Consider the following 16712-nt stretch of genomic DNA (forward strand, 5'->3'; position numbering starts at 1 on the left):
ATGCGTTAAGCCAATGAACGAAGCAGTTTTTGGGTATTTTGGCGCATAGTTTTTGCCACCATAAAATAACCGATGAATGCCACAAAGCTCGCACCAGCTAACGGCCCTAAAATCCAAATATATGGGTGTAAACGACCATCAACACCAAATAACTGCTGCTGAATAACAAGCAAAGCAATATCACTCACCAGAGCAGCAACCACACCAGCTATTGCACCGAGCAATAAAAACTCATACAGTGTCGCAAGTTTAATTAAACTGCCTTTAGCCCCCAAAGTTCTTAATATCACCACTTCTTGCATACGCTCAGCAAGACTTGCTTGGACTTGAGAGATAAGCACAAGTGCCCCACTAAACAGTACAATCATAAGCACAAAGCCAATCGCTAATGACACTTGAGATATCATCGATTGTGCCTGTTGAATACGATTTTTAATATCAATCATGCTGATTGTTGGGTACTGCTGTAATAGCTTGCTAATACCTTTTGTATGTTGCGCTTCAAGTTTAGCTGCACTGAAGTAAGTGACTGGAATTTTACCCGCAAAATTAGGGCTTAAAATCATCACAAAGTTTGGTTTTAGCGTGCCCCAATCTACAGTTCTGAAACTGGTTACCGTTGCCGTGAATTTCTGTTCATTAATTAAAAACTCAATTTCATCACCCAGTTTTAAATCAAGACGCTCTTTCCAGCCATCGAATACAGAAACTTCTAAGCGCTCTGAGTCGTTAAACCACTCACCCTCTACGATTTCATTACCTTCAGGCACTTCGTCTAACCACGTTAAGTTAGGCTCGCGATTAACCCCTTGGCGGGCATTCTCGTCTTGCTCTTCACCTTCTTGTTTAGACACACGACGAGCAAACTCTTCACCATTCACCGCGTTCACACGCGCATTAAATACCGGGAAAAATGCTTCATGCGTGATTTGGTTCTCGTCGAAGTATTGCTTAATCGGCGAGATTTCATCTTCAGCAATGTTGATTAAGAACATATTTGGCGCATCTTCTGGCACCTGCATTTGCCAATCTGAGATCATGTCGTTTTTCAGTACCACTAAAAACAGCATCAGCTTGATAGCAAGTGCAAAGGTGATCAACTGCACCGCATTGGTGTTGGCACGTTTTTGCAGTGTTGCAATTGCAAGCGACCAGCTAGAACCTGGGCGAAGACCGAGTTTACGACCTGCTGCGAAGATTAGGCGAGAAATAACAAACAGCACGCCAATCACCAGTAAAGTAGATGCAAACAGCACAAGTGTTGTGATGATTTGCCCGCTAAACAGCCACATTAAGACGAAAATCGTCAAAATCGACACACCGATATGCACTTTACTCAACGCAAGGCTATCGCCTAAATTACGGCGTAAAACACGCAGTGGCGGAATATCGAATAAGTCTAATAACGGCTTTAACGAGAACATCAGAGCACATACAAGACCTATAAATACCGCTAATAACCAAGGCTTAGCCCCTGCTTCTGGCAATGTTGTGTCCATAAAATTGGCGAGATAATCTGCAGCAACACTTTGCAGCACAGAGCCAATAGCCAGACCTATTACAATTGAAAATAACGTCACCAAAGTTAAGTGAGTAAGAAAGATTTTGCGCACTGTTGCGCGGCTACCACCTAAGGTTTTCATCATCGCCACAGGGTCGTATTGGCGCTCACAATAACGCTTAGCTGAAACCGCCATAGCCACTGCTGCTAGCATTATCCCAAATAAACCAGCTAGTAATAAGAAACGCTCGGCACGGGCTAAATTCTCGCCAAGTGGTGATTGTCTATCTTTGATCCCCTGCCAGCTTTGGTTCGGTTTTAGTTGCGGTTTTAACCAGGTATAGTAATCAGTTAAAGCTTGCTCAGAGCCCGAAAATAATAAACGGTGGAATACACGGCTGCCCGGCTGTACCGCTTGAGTTCTTTCAATATCAACATAGTTTAGCAAGACGCGCTTGTTACCCGCTAAGGAAAACAAAGGTGCATCAGGTTCACTCATGAGCACTTTAGCCACGGTAAATTCACCTGCACCAAGCTCAACGGTATCACCCACTTTTAAGCCCATGCTGTAAAACAAGCCCTCACTTAACCATAGAGTGCCCGGCTCTGGCGCACCGCGGATTGGGTAGCTTTGCCCCTCGAGGTTATCTTTTAACTCAACTTGGCCTTTTAACGGATAGGCACTAGATACAGCTTTTACAGAGCCTAGCACCAGCTCATCGTTGGCAAACAACATGGAATCGAAAAACAACATCTGTGCTGTTTCTAAGCCAAATTCTTCTGCGTTTTTTTGTACAGCAGGTTCAAATTCATGGTTACTTGAAAGGCGCCGATCAGCGGCAATAAAGTCTGCGGTTTTTTGCTCTATGTTTAAACCGATACGTTCCGTCACCGATGCCAAACTAAAGACAGTCAGCACTGCAAGCGCAATGGCTGCAAAAATAATGCTCAGTTCACCGCGTCGAAACTCTCGAGAGAATAACTTAAACGCTAATTTAACCCACATTCGCAGTCACTCCCTCTCGAATTTGCTCCAACATACCGCCCTCGATATGAATGATACGATCACATTGATGAGCCAATTGCTCATCATGCGTGACAAGAATAAGCGTTGTGCCATTTTGTTTATTTAAATCGAACAAGAGATTTTCAATAATATGACCGTTCTTAGTATCTAAATTGGCCGATGGTTCATCTGCAAACAGAATTTTTGGCGTGCCAATGAAGGCTCTTGCTATGGCAACACGCTGTTGCTCACCACCTGACAACTGCGATGGGTAATGGCCTAGCCGGTGCTCTAACCCTACTTTTTTAAGTAATTCAACGGCTTGATCTTTAGCGCTATGATCGCCTGCAAGCTCAGCCGGTAGCATCACATTCTCAAGCGCAGTTAAGCTCTGTACTAGCATGAAAGATTGAAATACAAAGCCGACTTTTTCGGCGCGAATTCTAGCTCTTTGCTCCTCGTCTAGCTTACTTAATGCTTCACCGTCCAAATGCACATTACCGCTACTGGCAACATCAAGACCGGCCAACAAACTGAGTAAAGTAGACTTACCTGAACCCGACGCGCCGACAATCGCAACTGACTCACCGGGCTTGACAGCAAAATTGATATCACTAAGGATAGTAAGCTCACCTTCAAGGGTGTTTACGCGTTTGCTGAGTCCCTCAACATTTATAATATTCAACTGAGAAAGTACCGACATGTTACGAGAATTCCTTAAGTTAGCTGTATTTCTTGCATTTTTACTTATTTCTTCTACGAGTTTTGCAAAAGACAAGATCATGATCATTGGAGATAGCTTAAGCGCTGGCTACGGGCTTGAACAAGAGCAAGCATGGGTTTATTTGTTACAAAATAAATATAAACAAGAACAAAGCGATATCGAAATCATTAACACCGCCATTAGCGGCCAAACAACCGACAATGCGATTTTAAAAATTGATGCATGGTTACAGGCCCACAAGCCTACTCATGTATTAGTTGAACTAGGCGGAAACGATGGTATTCGCGGCTTTCCAGTGAAAATTCTTCGTAAAAACCTCACCACCCTTATTGAGAAAAGCCAAGCGACGGGTGCCAAAGTCGCGGTGATGGCCATTCAAATTCCGCCAAACCTTGGTCCAAGATATACCAAGATGTTTGCAGACACTTATAAAAAAGTCACTGACGCAACAGACAGCTATCTAATGCCGTATTTTATGGTTGAAATAGCAACAGATAAGTCATTGATGATGCAGGATAACCTTCACCCGAATGCCGAGGCACAACCGATTATTCGTGATTTTATGTATCGTGAGTTCAATACTTGGTTAAGTAAATAGTTTTTTTAGTGAGTATGCGCCAACCTAGCAATACTCACTAATTACAAAATATCGGCAACAGAAATTAATACCAAACAACTAGATTTACTATAAAAGCATTTTCTTTTCTCATCATTTATCACTTTCTTAACCCACATCAAAAAGCAAGCAAAAACCGATGTTAATTTTCGAACAAGCGCGTTTTCCAAGTGGCAAATAATGAGACTAATAAAGCCGTGTATCGTATTTTTTTGGTGTTAACTCACCATGTGAGTTTTGCTAATGAAGCAATTTTACCTATTCTGCAGACTCATGATATTGACTTCGAAAAGTCGGCTTTAGGCAGACAATTATTTTTCGATAAACGTTTATCAAAAAATAATGAAATAAGCTGTGCAAGTTGCCATCACTTACAGCTCAATGGCGCAGATAAGCTTGCTTTATCAAAAGGCGTTGCAGGGCAACAAGCCACACTCAAAACTCCCACGGTATATAATGCTGTTTTTAACATTCGCCAAACTTGGAGTGGTGCAAGAAAAGACTTATACGATCAAGTTGACGCCCCTATTAACCATCCAAAAGAGCACGCAACGTCTTGGCCCGAAGTCATTAGCAGCTCAATCAAAATGCAACACTAAGAACTCAATTTCAGAACATCTATAAGGCACCAATTAGTCAGCACACCATTCAAGATGCCATCGCCGAATTTGAGCGCTCATTGATCACCACAAACGCTCCTTTCGATCATTGGTTAATGGGAGGCAACAACGCGATTTCAGCTCAAGCAAAACAAGCTATCAACTATTTAAAAACTATGGCTGTATAAGTTGTCGGTCAATGTTTCAAGCCAACAATACCGCTTAGGCTTTAATGCAGAAAAGCTAGCGAACATTTTGCAGCAAACCAATTTTAATCCATGCAATTTAAACCTAGAGATCAACGAGAGTATTTTGCTCGATAATGATCAAGCTGTTATGGATTGGTTGCAAGATTTACGCGCTACAGGGGCACAATTAGCGATTGATGATTTCGGAACAAGCTATTCTTCTCTGAGCTATTTACGCCGCTTCCCTATCAATACGATTAAAAATGACCGAAGTTTTATTTCTGATTTATCGGCATGTGAAGATTCAGCGGTTTTAGTCAAAGCTATTGTCTCAATGGCAGATAGTTTAAACCTTAAAGTCATCGCTGAGGGGGTCGAAAGCCAAGTACAATTGAGCAGCCTAAATGACCTCGGTGGGCACTATGTTCAGGGTTACTTTTATGCAAAGCCACTGCCTATTGAAGCACTACAAAATTGGGTAAAACAGCTTATATGCAGTTATTGCCAAAAACCTAAGATAAATAGTCAGAGTGAAGAAGGTTATATTATTTAATTTATTGACTTACAGCCCTGTAAGCCAACGATATTTTAAGTGCTTGCTTACCATACAGAGCGGCATAGTACCTTGTGTGCAATGAAGACTTACTCGGCCACCAACACCCACATAATAAAATGCCAATTGGGAAAAGTGTGCTGACAGACGTTGAGCTTGTTTTTTTGAACAAGGTATAAATACACTCAGCTCTCGGTAACTCATATCTTCATTGCCACCCCAAAGCAGGTTAAAAATGTATCTTTTCTGCCTTAAATAGCGCATAAAAGCCCGCGTTCTTCGCCTGTTTTGTTCTTCAGAAAGAGTCTGACCAAAAGGATTCCACAAACTAATGATGGCGCCGCCATTAGAACCCGTTATCTTGTGATAAGGTGACTGCCTCTTCACACCTTGAAAATAGCTATGCTGATAAATTTGCCATAATTGAGCTTCAATCATAAAGGGCTCTCAATACATTTTTTATTTTGTCTAAGTCACTAATTTTGTGATTAAAAACACTAAAATTTAGCGATTCAGCTAATAATAATTTATATACAAACTTACAATTCATTACAAATCATACACTTGCAAATTGGTCACTATATTGCTTTAACTATAACAACAAAAAAGCACATTCAGGAATTAAGATGCTAAAAACACTTTTACCACTCAGCGCAGCAGTTTTATTAAGCGGATGTATCGTTCATGTTAAAAGCGGTCCAGGCAGCGCACCTAAATACTTTGATAACCAGCAACTCACACTTAGTGCAGCAACACTGAAAACATTAGACACCGAAGCCGGTGCTGGTAATCTGTCAATTGTCGGTAGTGATACCGCTACAGAGATCACTGTAGATGCAGAAATTTACGCCTATGATGCTGAAGATTTCACATTAACACTAAAAGAAAAAGGCAGCAGAGCCGAGCTGATCGCCAGAGCCAGTAATTCAAATAACTGGCAGGTCAACAGCCCCGGTCCAAAAATCAATTTAACCATCACAGTGCCGACTAACTTAAACTTAATTGTTGATGATGGCTCTGGCAATATTGAGATCAAACAAGTCAGCGGTAATATCGACATTGATGACGGCTCAGGCAGTATTACCATCGAGGGTGGTAACAATATTATTATTGAAGATGGCTCTGGCAGTATGACCGTCAATAACACACAAGGTGACTTAGAGATTGATGATGGCAGCGGTGAAGTCAGTGTGAACAACATTGCCGGTACAGTGACAATTGATGACGGCTCAGGCAGCATTAATGTTAATGGCGCAGGCGGCCTAGTGATCGAAGATTCTGGCTCTGGCGGTCTACAAATCAAAAATGTAAAAGGCAAGGTTGAGATAGACGAATAGTTTAATTATCGCTTTTTATGATTTAAGCCCAAAGCCGCTGACTCAGCTAGCGGCTTTAAAATTTGCATGAATCTAAAAGCTTTTGCAGTAATTCATCTGCAGCCTGTTGTGAATGTGATTCTACATAACAGCGCATCTCAGGGGCATTGCCTGACATACGAAAATGTATAATGTCTTGGCCATGTAATTCACATCTCACCCCGTCAATTTGATTACACTTCCAAACTTCAGACATAACGCCTAATTTAGCCAAAGTATGCTTAGGCTCAGCGCTAAGTTGAGTCAAAAACGCTTTGCCTTGATGGTTCGACATGGGCGTAATTTTACCACTTTGCGTAAAGCGCTTAGGTAAAGCTTTAACTAATGCAGAGATTGGTTGTATAGGTAACTGAGCAAGTAAAACCAAAATGGGTAATAATGCATCTCTGGTAGGTAAAGCGCTTAAATGCCTTTTATCTTTTCTGATTTCACTTGCGAGTAAATAACCGCCATTGGCCTCAAAACCCGCAACGCTGTCATATTTGGCAATCAGTTCAACAAATTGCTCTATCACAAAAGGTGAACCAATTTGCGTTCTAAGCACAGCTGAAAAGTCACCACTCAATTCAACCGCCGAATTACAATTCACAGGTATGCTTAGGGCTTCTATGTTTAGTTTTTGACTCACTAATAGGCCTAAGATATCTCCACGTAGCCAATTCCCCTTTTCGTCTGCAATTAAAGGTCTATCGCCATCTCCATCACTGGATATAATGGCATCCAACTGATGAACCTTGACCCACTCCCTTGCTAACGCTTGGTCCTCGGTACTCACAGCTTCGGTGTCAATAGGCACAAAATGTTCAGTTCGGCCTAACTCAATCACATTGGCGTCTAACTGTTTTAATATGCTGATATAAATGTCTCTGCCAGCACTTGAGTGGGAATAAACCCCAATGTTTTTGCCACCTAGGTTAAGATCAGAATAGAAGTCTAAATAGCGTGAGATATAAGCCTCAGTTGCAATATTTTGCTCTGTTAACTGAATAAGAACTAGCGAATTAGGCAGTTCAATCTCTTGACGTAAAATTCCCTCTTCATCCTGCTTACCTATTTCTCCATGAGGGTAATAAAACTTCAGGCCATTTCGTTCAAAAGGAATGTGACTGCCAGTCACCATAATACAGAGCTGTTTTAACTGCATAGCTGTAAAGGCTAAAGCAGGTGTAGGCAGCACCCCATGAAACTGATAAGAAACGCCTATCTCGGCTAAACCTGTGGCAACAGCTTGTGCTATTTCGTAACTACTGGGGCGATTATCTATACCAATGAGCACCGGTGTGGCTTGCTGCACGAGCTGCAAACTCGCAACGCCATGTTGCACAAATGCCATAGCAAAAGCAGCACAGATATTTGGTGTAAAGTCTTCGACTAACCCTCGTGCCCCACTGGTACCAAATTTAATCGAACTTTCTTGTAGTAAGTCACTCAGTGTGGTCATCAAAGTTACCTTGTTGCAAATCAGCTCTGCCGTACTCATCATCAAAGCGCACGATATCACTCTCATCTAAAAAGCTACCCGACTGAACTTCTATCAGCTCTAAAGCGATTTTACCTGGGTTTTCAAGGCTATGAACAGTTGTAATAGGTATATACACAGACTGGTTTTCGGTCACATACTGAACTTTTTTATCTATTGTGACTTTAGCGATGCCACTTACCACCACCCAATGCTCCGCTCTGTGGTGATGCATTTGCATTGATAAACGTGCACCTGGATTTACTGTGATCCGCTTCACCAAAAAGCGTTCGCCTTCGTCAATGGCATCAAACTTACCCCAAGGGCGATAGACTTCACGATGCTGATGGATTTCTACACGAGATATTTGCTCTAGCTGAGCAACGGCTTGTTTTATCGCTTGAGTATTATTCTTATCAGCAATTAACACTGCGTCTTTGGTTTGTACTACCACCACATCCTTTAAACCAACCGTGGCTAACAACTTATTTTCACTCAGCAGCAAGCTATCTTGAGTGTCGATTGCGATCACATCACCACAAATCGCATTTTGTTTATCATCTTTATCAAGTAACTGCCAAAGCGTATCAAAACTCCCTACATCGCTCCATTTGGCTGCCATGGGGACCATCACCACAGCATCATCTTGTTGTGCTGTTAAAGGCTCCATGATCGCATAATCTATTGAATCACTTGGGCAAGCTAGAAAGGCTGAGGCATCTACACGCGTAAAATCTAAATCATATTGCTGGTTTTGCATGGCGTTAAAGCAGGCTCGAAATATGTCATGATTAAAACGCTTTAGCATGTCTAAATATACTTGAGCTTTAAACATGTAAATGCCGCTATTCCATACAAACTGGCCTGACTCTAAATAACGCATTGCGGTTACTTCATCGGGCTTTTCAACAAATTGTTTTGCTGTAAAGCCCCTTTCCAAGCTTTGACCTTTTTGAATATAACCATAGCCAGTATGCGCAGAGGTAGGTTCGATACCAAAGGTGACTAACTTGTTTTTTTTGGTGCTCTCTGCCGCCAGTGTTATCGCATTTAAAAACTGTTCAACATTGCCAATATCATGATCGGCAGGCATCACTAACAGAGTTGCATCAGGATTTATCTCTAATACTTTAAATGCAGCCAATGCAATCGCGGGCGCTGTATTGCGCCCCTCTGGCTCTAAAATAATAGGAAAATGCGGTATCTCAGTTAATCGCACTTGCTCTGCGGTTAAAAACCTGTGCGCTTCGTTACAAATAATAATCGCGGGATCATGATCTAGGCCTTTTAATCGCAGCAAAGTTTGTTGTAACAAAGACTGCTCGCCTGTCAAAGAGAGAAATTGCTTTGGGTAGTGAGTACGAGACAGGGGCCATAAGCGGGTACCTGAGCCACCAGCTATAACAACGGGAACTAACATACTTGATTAGCTCTAATTATAATTAATCATGCTATTTTATGAGTCTTTTCCTAAAATCGCAAAGTCTCAATAAATTTTATAATTTAAAAAACATGCTCAACAAGCAATTAAAATGATTTTTTCTCACCACTTATTCTATTCAATAACCACACCCACTCCTTTAAATAATTACGAAAACAATTCATTTATTTTTAAAAAATAAATAAGAAAATAAAAACTCAAAAATAAAATAGAACAAAAACAAAAACAAAAACAAAAACAAAAACAAAAACAAAAACAAAAACAAAAACAAAAACAAAAAATATAAAATTAAATTTAAAGTCAACAATAAAAAACTTTAATTAAAAATATGAATTTAAATTAGCCCATCATTTTAATAATTAAGCAATGGGCCAGATTTTTAGTAAAAGTTACTTATATTCGACTTCATCATAAAGCAACTCAATCGCATCTTTATTAGTTAAATCATATACTTTTCTTGCAACAGTTTTACCTGCCGAGTTCTGACACTCTATCGACTGCATTAATACTGGTTTAGGGTTTACAAGATTGTTCACAATCTTGTTGCTTAAGAATACATTTGAATTAAACTTATCAGCTCCTACCTCACCGTTAAATAAACCCAAAGCAGGGCTATATTGCGATGTTGTTTGACAGAAAGAGTCTGTTGTTTGGTTTTCCACGCGAAGTGAACTACTCACTTTATATTCACTATGATAACCAAAAGAACGACTAGGCTGGATATACTCACTGCTCTCAGTTAGTTCAACGGTAACATCCCAGTGAATTTTAGGGGCGCTAGGAATTTTTACGTGTATTTTATACTCATCACCTGCATCATCATCACAAGTAACTACTAATTTTTTATTAACTGATAAGTACTCATCAGGTATAGTCGAATAAGCTTGGTGAATGCGGCCATGTTGATCAACCGTTCTTATATTCGCTGAAGCTATAAACTCCCCTGTATTTTCAGTTTTAACTTCAGCAGAGTAACATGCATTTGCAGTTGCGCTAGGGTGTAGATACACATCCATATAATGCGCATAGTCGCTTGCAATAACTGATGCTGACACAGGACCTTGAGCATACTCTGTATAACGATCATAACCATCAATATCGAATATATTTTGCGAGTTTGCAAAACTATATGTACTTGTCACCAACGAAAAAGCCACAACAGCAAAATTACGTATTTTCATTTATAGTTCCTTATAAAATAACAGAAAATTAGTATCAACTAAACAGAATCAAGTTGATAACCGCCACTCTAAGCCCGAATGACAGCGCTGTCAATTTGAGTTTTATTATGTGAATCAATATTTGTTATACTAAGTTAAAACAAATGTAAAAATAAATTTATTGGTAAATAGATTGCAGCTTCAACATTGACAAAAAAGCAACGCAACTTAGATAATCAGCAACTAAAGAAATACAGAATATTGAATAAGAAAATATAAAAACTTAATAAAAATAAGAAAACCTAACTAATTATCTTGGAAAATATAGTTTTTTGCATGAATTCAAGGTGAGTGATGTAAGATTTCATTATTAACCATTTGGGTTTATTCGAATTTAATTAAATTTTTTTTATAACAATGACTAATAGAACAAAAATCAGACAAAAATTCACTCTATTAATCATTGTTTGGGATAAAAAACACAAATTTAAATTATTGTTCATCATACCAATAACCCAAAGTAATCGACTCGGCAAAGCAAACTTATTACTCATCAACTTTGAAGTGGCAAATAGATATCAGTGATGAGGTCACATTCATCGACTTGATGCACAAAATTATGATATTCGAAAAAACAGCATTGGTCGCTCGGTAGCTCACCACTTTGAGGAAGCCACTGCTGGTAAAGCCAACGTATCGTTTGCTCCATGTTATCGTGACTGCCTAAGTGCCTGACTTTAGCGCAGCGCATTTGAGGAATAACCCCATTTTCAACACCAAACGCGTTATCAGGTACTTCGGCCTTTATAGAGCCACATAATTTAAAGCGAAATGCGTCTTCAGCCATGGCTTCTGGGTCGCCATTTGGCATGCCAAATGTGCGACTCGTATTGAGTGGTGAAAGCCCACTATTTTGTCGCCAAGCAATGAATTGCCCAGCTGTTTCGAAAATGCGATTTGCTGCGCCTTTATGTTCTAAAAACGCGATGTTAATTTGCTCAAAGTTGATAATGTCTACTTGCATGATTTGTTTCTCTATTGGTTGCGGTGAAAAATCAAATACGTCATACCAACTAGGCCAATTTGCAACTTGTCTAAATTTTGAAGGGCTTTGCTCAAACGTACGCTTAAAGGCGCGAGAAAACGCTTCTGCACTGTCAAACTTTGCTTCAAGTGCAATATCAATAATTTTAATATCGCTCTCAAACGCTAAGCGAAAAGATGCCCGCTTTAATCGCGCCAGCAAAATATACTTGCCCACATTTACGCCCATAAAAGCCATAAATACGCGATGAAAATGAAATTTAGATAAAGCAGCAACATCACTAAGCAAACTCACCGTTAATTCATCATCTAAGTGTTGATTGATGTAATCGCAAACCAGCGAAATGCGTTGCTGTAAAAGATTGCTTTGCATAAAGCGCCTATGTGTTAGTAAAACTGCAGACAAGCTTAATCATACATCAAACGATTTACTTGACCGAAATTGCTGTATGTTCAATGTTTTAAATCACAGCAAGGAGTTAAAGATGATGTCGTGAGGTTTGAATCTGAATCAAAGAGTATGTAAAGGTGCTTTACGGTGATGTTCGTGTTAAGGCTTTTACCCGACGTAAAGTCGGTGCTACCGAGTAAAACAACGGTAGCAGCGAATTCATTTCGCGTCTTCTTTGTGAAGGTTTAATCCTACGTAAAGCAGGTACTACCGAGTAAAACAACGGTAGCAGCGAATTTATTTCGCGTCTTATGAAGACTTATTTAGGCGCGATTGCAATGATCTTACTTTGATTCGCATTACGGTCATTAATGGTTAAATAAATCTCACCATTCGGTGCAGTCACGACATCGCGAATACGACCTAGGCCTTTTAAGATGATTTCATCTTCTGTGACTTTGCCGTTTTCAATTCGCAATCGGTGCAGTTGCTTCTTAGCCAAACTGCCGACAAATAAGTCGCCCTGCCAATGTTTAAACTTGTTGCCCGTATAAAAATTCATACCTGCAACGGCAATAGAAGGCGTCCATTGGTGCACAGGTAGCTGCATGCCGGGTAAATCAGTATGTGGCGTGATAGGCGTACCATTATAGTTCATACCATACGTCACTTTTGGCCAGCCATAGTTAGTGCCCTTAGTGATCAGGTTTAATTCGTCACCACCACGCGGCCCGTGCTCTGTAGACCACAGGGCTCCAGTTTTAGGGTGTAACGTTAAGCCTTGCGGGTTACGGTTGCCGTAGGTCCAAATAGTTTGTTGCGCACCTTTTTCGTTATAAAACGGGTTATCTTTTGGCACGCGACCATCTTTGAAAATGCGGTGTACTTTACCGTTTTGCGTGGTGATGTCTTGCGCGCCATCTTGTAGCCCTTCGTCACCATTGGTAAAGAATAAGTAATCGCCTTTAATGGCAAAACGAGAGCCAAAGTGCCAACCGTGATTTTGATGATTTTCTGGTTTGGCTTCAAATAAGGTTTGCTGCTTTTCCCACTCACCATTTTTAATTATTCCGCGCACAATGGCTGTAAACGCCACCTCTTGGCCTTGGCTGTTTTTACCTGCGTCTTTACTATACGACAAATAAATCCAGCCATTGTTTTTGTAATCTGGATCAGGATACACATCTAACAGCCCACCTTGACGTTTATGCCATACTCTAGGCGTGCCCTTAATATGCGTTTTTTTACCGCCTTTGGTCATGTGCCAAAGCTCACCTTCGCGCAAGGTATAAAGCAAACTGCCGTCAGGTAAAAAATCCATCGCCCAGATGATGCCATCAGTGTTGGTCACTTCTTTGGTTGTCACCTTGTGATAATACGTATTAAACGACTTGCCCATTTGCGATTCAGGCTGTTTCGCTTGCTTTGCTCTTGCACCTGCTTCACGAATGTATACAACCAGAGTACGAATTTGTTCTTCATTTAACGTCGCGCCAAATGCAGGCATACCTGCCGAAACAATACCGTTTTTAATGGCATTCGCCAGCGCAGTATCAGTGCCTTCTGTCATCCACTGGTTATCAATTAAAGAACCAGCCATGCCACCAGTTAACTCTTGACCGTGGCACGACGCACAGGTTGTTTTAAATAGCTGTTCAACGTTCTGGTTATTAGCATGTGAGGCCATGCTCAACATACAAGCTGCACTTAACAGCGTGGTTTTAAACACTTTTTGATACATAATTTTGCTCAACGGTAGATCGTGTTTTGAATTTATTCAGTATAATGAGGCACTTTTGTAATACCAATACTCTTAATTAAGTGATTTATTTTGAGGCAAGGAAAACGTATCGATAGCTAGGCGAAAATTTTGCTGTTTAGTTATTCTAAATAAGAAATTTTTAACGACGCTAGCGTTAGTTTTAATCCCTCAAAATGATTCAAGTATTATTGAGGATTGGTAAAATACCGTCAAGTTGCGATAAAGGAACATGTCTGTGCGAGAAACGTTTAAATTTTCTATTTTGTCTTTGGCTCTTTTAAGTTGCGTGAGCATCAGTTTTCAGGCCTTATCAAACGCCAATGATAAAGACATCGAAACCCTAGTCACCACCGCCAACCGCACACAAACCCAGCATTTAGACTTGATTGGTAACACCAATAAAATTACCAAACAAAGCATTGAGCAAAGTAACGCAGAGCATTTAAACCAATTGCTAAGCCAAGCATCTAGCACTTGGTTAAGTCGTGGTAACGGACAAGAATCATTGTTATCAGTGCGTTCACCTGTTTTAACCGGCGCAGGCTCGTGTGCTGAGTTTTTAACGCTTGAAAATGGTATTAGCTTGCGCGCGCCAGGCTTTTGTAATGTAAACCAATTATTCGACACCCACTTTGAGCTTGCAGATAACATCGAAGTGGTGAAAGGCGCGAATTCATCTCGCTACGGCTCAAATGCCATTCATGGCACTATCAATGTGTTTAGTCCAAGTTTATATGCAATGCCTATGGTGAGCGTAGAATTAGGTGAAGATAGCTTTTACCGTGTAAATGGCCTTTACAGCCAGCAAACAGAAGCGCTCGATACTTTAATGGGCTTAACACTTACCTCCGATGGCGGCTTTCAAGATAGTTCGGGCTACGAACAACAAAAACTCTCATTGGCGGCTTCGCACAGTTTAGGTGATTGGCAAACTACCCACAGAGTGACGCTGACCAATTTAGAGCAAGATACAGCGGGCTATTTGCAGCGTGGCGAAAACGCCTATCAAGATAAATTATTACTTCGCATTAATGACTTTCCAGATGCATATCGAAACAGTTTGTCGATGCGCTACGCCATGTTTAACACCTTAAATACGCCAAATGCGGTCTGGCAGGTTAATCCATATTTACGCCATACCGACATGGACTTTTTAATGCACTTTTTACCGGGCACGCCTGTCGAAGAAAACGGCCATTCGAGTATAGGTTTACAAGTACGTCGGGCAAGTCAACTGTCTGATATGTTCAGTTTAACGCTTGGCTCTGACATCGACATCTCTCGCGGCTTTTTAAAACAAAACCAAGCTAACGACACCGAATCAAACTCTGCGTTTTTACGTGGCGTATTACCGAAAGGAAAGCACTATGATTATGACGTTGATGCGCTAAGTTTTGCCACTTACGCTCAGCTCGACGCCAAAATCACAGACGAACACAATGCCTTTGCCGCACTGCGTTACGATAACACCGACTACGATTATCAAAACAATTTAAGCACAGGTAATTTAAAAGACGATGGCACAGCCTGTGGCTTCGGGGGGTGTCGTTATACTCGCCCTGCAAGTCAAAGTAATCAATTTGACGATATCAGTTATGCACTTGGCTACAGTTATAAAATTGATAAACAAACACGACTATTCGCCAAACATGATCGAAGCTTTAGAGCCCCCCATACCAGCGAATTATACCGCCTTCAGAACGGTCAGCTCACCAGCGATGTAAAAAGTGTCAAAGCCAGACAAACCGAAGTTGGTGTTCGATATGTAGATAAAGATCTATTTGCTGAGCTCTCAGTTTATCATTTAAAGAAAAAAGACGGCATTTACCAAGACGCCGACCGCCAATATTTAAATGGCCTCGATACCGAACACCAGGGCATTGAGTTTGCACTTAATCGCCAAGTAACGCGTACCATCAGTACAAAGCTGGCCTTTAGCTATAGCGAGCACACTTATTTAAATAACCCTACTAATGGTGCGCAAATCAAAGGCAACGACATAGATACCGCGCCCAAATTATTACTTAACCTGCAGATCAATTGGCAAGTTACACGAACTATTATGGCTCAGTTAGAACGCCAGCAAATAGACGACTACTTTTTAGATGCTGCCAATACACAAAGCTATGCAGGCCATAAAATTTATAACCTGCGAGCAGATTGGCAGATCAATCCACAGTTAAGCGCGTCATTTTCAGTGATGAACCTCACTGACGAGCGCTACGCAGAGCGTGCCGATTTTGCCTTTGGCAATCATCGCTACTTTGTTGGTGAACCGAGAAACATGGGCTTAAAGTTAAAGTACGCTTTTTAAATGACTAAACGACAATATTGATATTCAGTATTTAATTAAAGCGTACCCAATTTGACAAACCCACACGCTTTACTAGACTTTTAATTAGATAAAGCAAGTGCTTTCATGCACAACCTCAAATAACCGCGCCCCACGCGGTTATTTTTTTGCCTTTTAAAAGAGGGTATAAAGGCCCTTTCCATGTTTTAACCGTTAAGATAGGCTATGAAGCAGGGGGCCTAGGTTTGACTCATGAACTGTTCAATGTTTCAGTAGCTGATTTGTTGCGATAGGCTATGAAGCAGTGCCATGCTTTAGCTGAAAAATTCTAAAGGCGGTTTCAGTAGCTGATTTGTTGCGATAGGCTATGAAGCTTGAAGTTCAAAGTCAAAGTGCTAAAAGATGGCCGTTTCAGTAGCTGATTTGTTGCGATAGGCTATGAAGCACCGATAAGGACTAATAATGACCGAGTTTCTGGTGTTTCAGTAGCTGATTTGTTGCGATAGGCTATGAAGCCCTTTTCTTTGGTGGTCATCTTGTATCAATCAGAGGTTTCAGTAGCTGATTTGTTGCGATAGGCTATGAAGCTTACCAACTAC

At 40.8% G+C, this 16712-nt stretch carries 14 protein-coding genes and 1 CRISPR repeat array (1 of these 15 cut by a window edge); of the genes, 6 read left to right on the forward strand and 8 right to left on the reverse strand.

Annotation, left to right across the window (positions count from 1 at the left end; all coding sequences use genetic code 11):
* Positions 1-5 precede the first annotated feature (5 nt).
* Entirely contained in the window at positions 6-2507 is a 2502-nt protein-coding gene (locus CWB72_RS06630; RefSeq protein WP_138630090.1) for an ABC transporter permease, read from the reverse strand.
* Positions 2497-3210 carry an ABC transporter ATP-binding protein gene (locus CWB72_RS06635; protein ID WP_138630092.1) on the reverse strand — a complete coding sequence of 238 codons (714 nt, stop codon included), beginning with the start codon at positions 3208-3210 and terminating at the stop codon, positions 2497-2499. Before CWB72_RS06635 ends, CWB72_RS06630 begins: the two co-directional genes overlap by 11 nt.
* Between CWB72_RS06635 and CWB72_RS06640 the strand changes: the two genes are divergently transcribed.
* The 4 genes from CWB72_RS06640 (at position 3209) to CWB72_RS06655 (ending at position 5187) form a co-directional block, all read left to right on the forward strand.
* Positions 3209-3829, forward strand: a complete 621-nt coding sequence (locus CWB72_RS06640; RefSeq protein ID WP_138630094.1) for an arylesterase — start codon at positions 3209-3211, stop codon at positions 3827-3829. The two genes, CWB72_RS06635 and CWB72_RS06640, sit on opposite strands and share 2 nt — an antisense overlap.
* A 188-nt stretch (positions 3830-4017) precedes the next feature.
* A complete protein-coding gene (locus tag CWB72_RS06645; protein ID WP_138630096.1) occupies positions 4018-4446 on the forward strand; it encodes a cytochrome-c peroxidase in 429 nt (142 codons plus the stop codon).
* Between the two features lie 32 nt (positions 4447-4478).
* Complete coding sequence (locus tag CWB72_RS21110) at positions 4479-4634, forward strand: cytochrome c peroxidase (protein WP_354384657.1); 156 nt, start codon at positions 4479-4481, stop codon at positions 4632-4634.
* Between the two features lies 1 nt (position 4635).
* Positions 4636-5187, forward strand: a complete 552-nt coding sequence (locus tag CWB72_RS06655; protein ID WP_252371504.1) for an EAL domain-containing protein — start codon at positions 4636-4638, stop codon at positions 5185-5187.
* 9 nt (positions 5188-5196) lie between these two features.
* Here the strand turns inward: CWB72_RS06655 and CWB72_RS06660 are convergent, their stop codons facing one another.
* The gene (locus CWB72_RS06660) at positions 5197-5625 is read right to left on the reverse strand and encodes a DUF3293 domain-containing protein (protein ID WP_138630100.1); all 429 of its coding nucleotides are present in this window, start codon (positions 5623-5625) and stop codon (positions 5197-5199) included.
* 188 nt (positions 5626-5813) lie between these two features.
* Between CWB72_RS06660 and CWB72_RS06665 the strand changes: the two genes are divergently transcribed.
* Entirely contained in the window at positions 5814-6524 is a 711-nt protein-coding gene (locus CWB72_RS06665) for a DUF4097 family beta strand repeat-containing protein (RefSeq protein ID WP_130255045.1), read from the forward strand.
* Between the two features lie 55 nt (positions 6525-6579).
* On the opposite strand, the gene CWB72_RS06670 is transcribed toward CWB72_RS06665, so the two are convergent.
* The 5 genes from CWB72_RS06670 to CWB72_RS06690 form a co-directional block, all read right to left on the reverse strand.
* Entirely contained in the window at positions 6580-8004 is a 1425-nt protein-coding gene (locus tag CWB72_RS06670; RefSeq protein WP_138630102.1) for a phosphomannomutase, read from the reverse strand.
* Entirely contained in the window at positions 7988-9442 is a 1455-nt protein-coding gene (locus tag CWB72_RS06675) for a mannose-1-phosphate guanylyltransferase/mannose-6-phosphate isomerase (protein ID WP_138630104.1), read from the reverse strand. Before CWB72_RS06675 ends, CWB72_RS06670 begins: the two co-directional genes overlap by 17 nt.
* A gap of 410 nt (positions 9443-9852) precedes the next feature.
* Entirely contained in the window at positions 9853-10644 is a 792-nt protein-coding gene (locus CWB72_RS06680; protein ID WP_138630106.1) for a hypothetical protein, read from the reverse strand.
* 532 nt (positions 10645-11176) lie between these two features.
* Positions 11177-12040: an AraC family transcriptional regulator gene (locus CWB72_RS06685; protein ID WP_138630108.1), complete on the reverse strand. Its 864-nt coding sequence runs from the start codon at positions 12038-12040 to the stop codon at positions 11177-11179.
* 337 nt (positions 12041-12377) lie between these two features.
* Positions 12378-13799 (reverse strand): PQQ-dependent sugar dehydrogenase, encoded by a 1422-nt coding sequence (locus CWB72_RS06690; RefSeq protein WP_138630110.1) that lies wholly within the window; start codon positions 13797-13799, stop codon positions 12378-12380.
* Positions 13800-14049: 250 nt separating this feature from the next.
* Between CWB72_RS06690 and CWB72_RS06695 the strand changes: the two genes are divergently transcribed.
* Positions 14050-16134 (forward strand): TonB-dependent receptor, encoded by a 2085-nt coding sequence (locus CWB72_RS06695; protein WP_436409848.1) that lies wholly within the window; start codon positions 14050-14052, stop codon positions 16132-16134.
* A 245-nt stretch (positions 16135-16379) separates the two neighbouring features.
* Positions 16380-16712: a CRISPR direct-repeat array (repeat unit 37 nt; unit sequence GTTTCAGTAGCTGATTTGTTGCGATAGGCTATGAAGC) (it continues 63 nt past the right edge of the window).

This window comes from Pseudoalteromonas phenolica (genome assembly GCF_005886345.1).
In the GTDB taxonomy this organism is placed as follows: domain Bacteria; phylum Pseudomonadota; class Gammaproteobacteria; order Enterobacterales; family Alteromonadaceae; genus Pseudoalteromonas; species Pseudoalteromonas phenolica_A.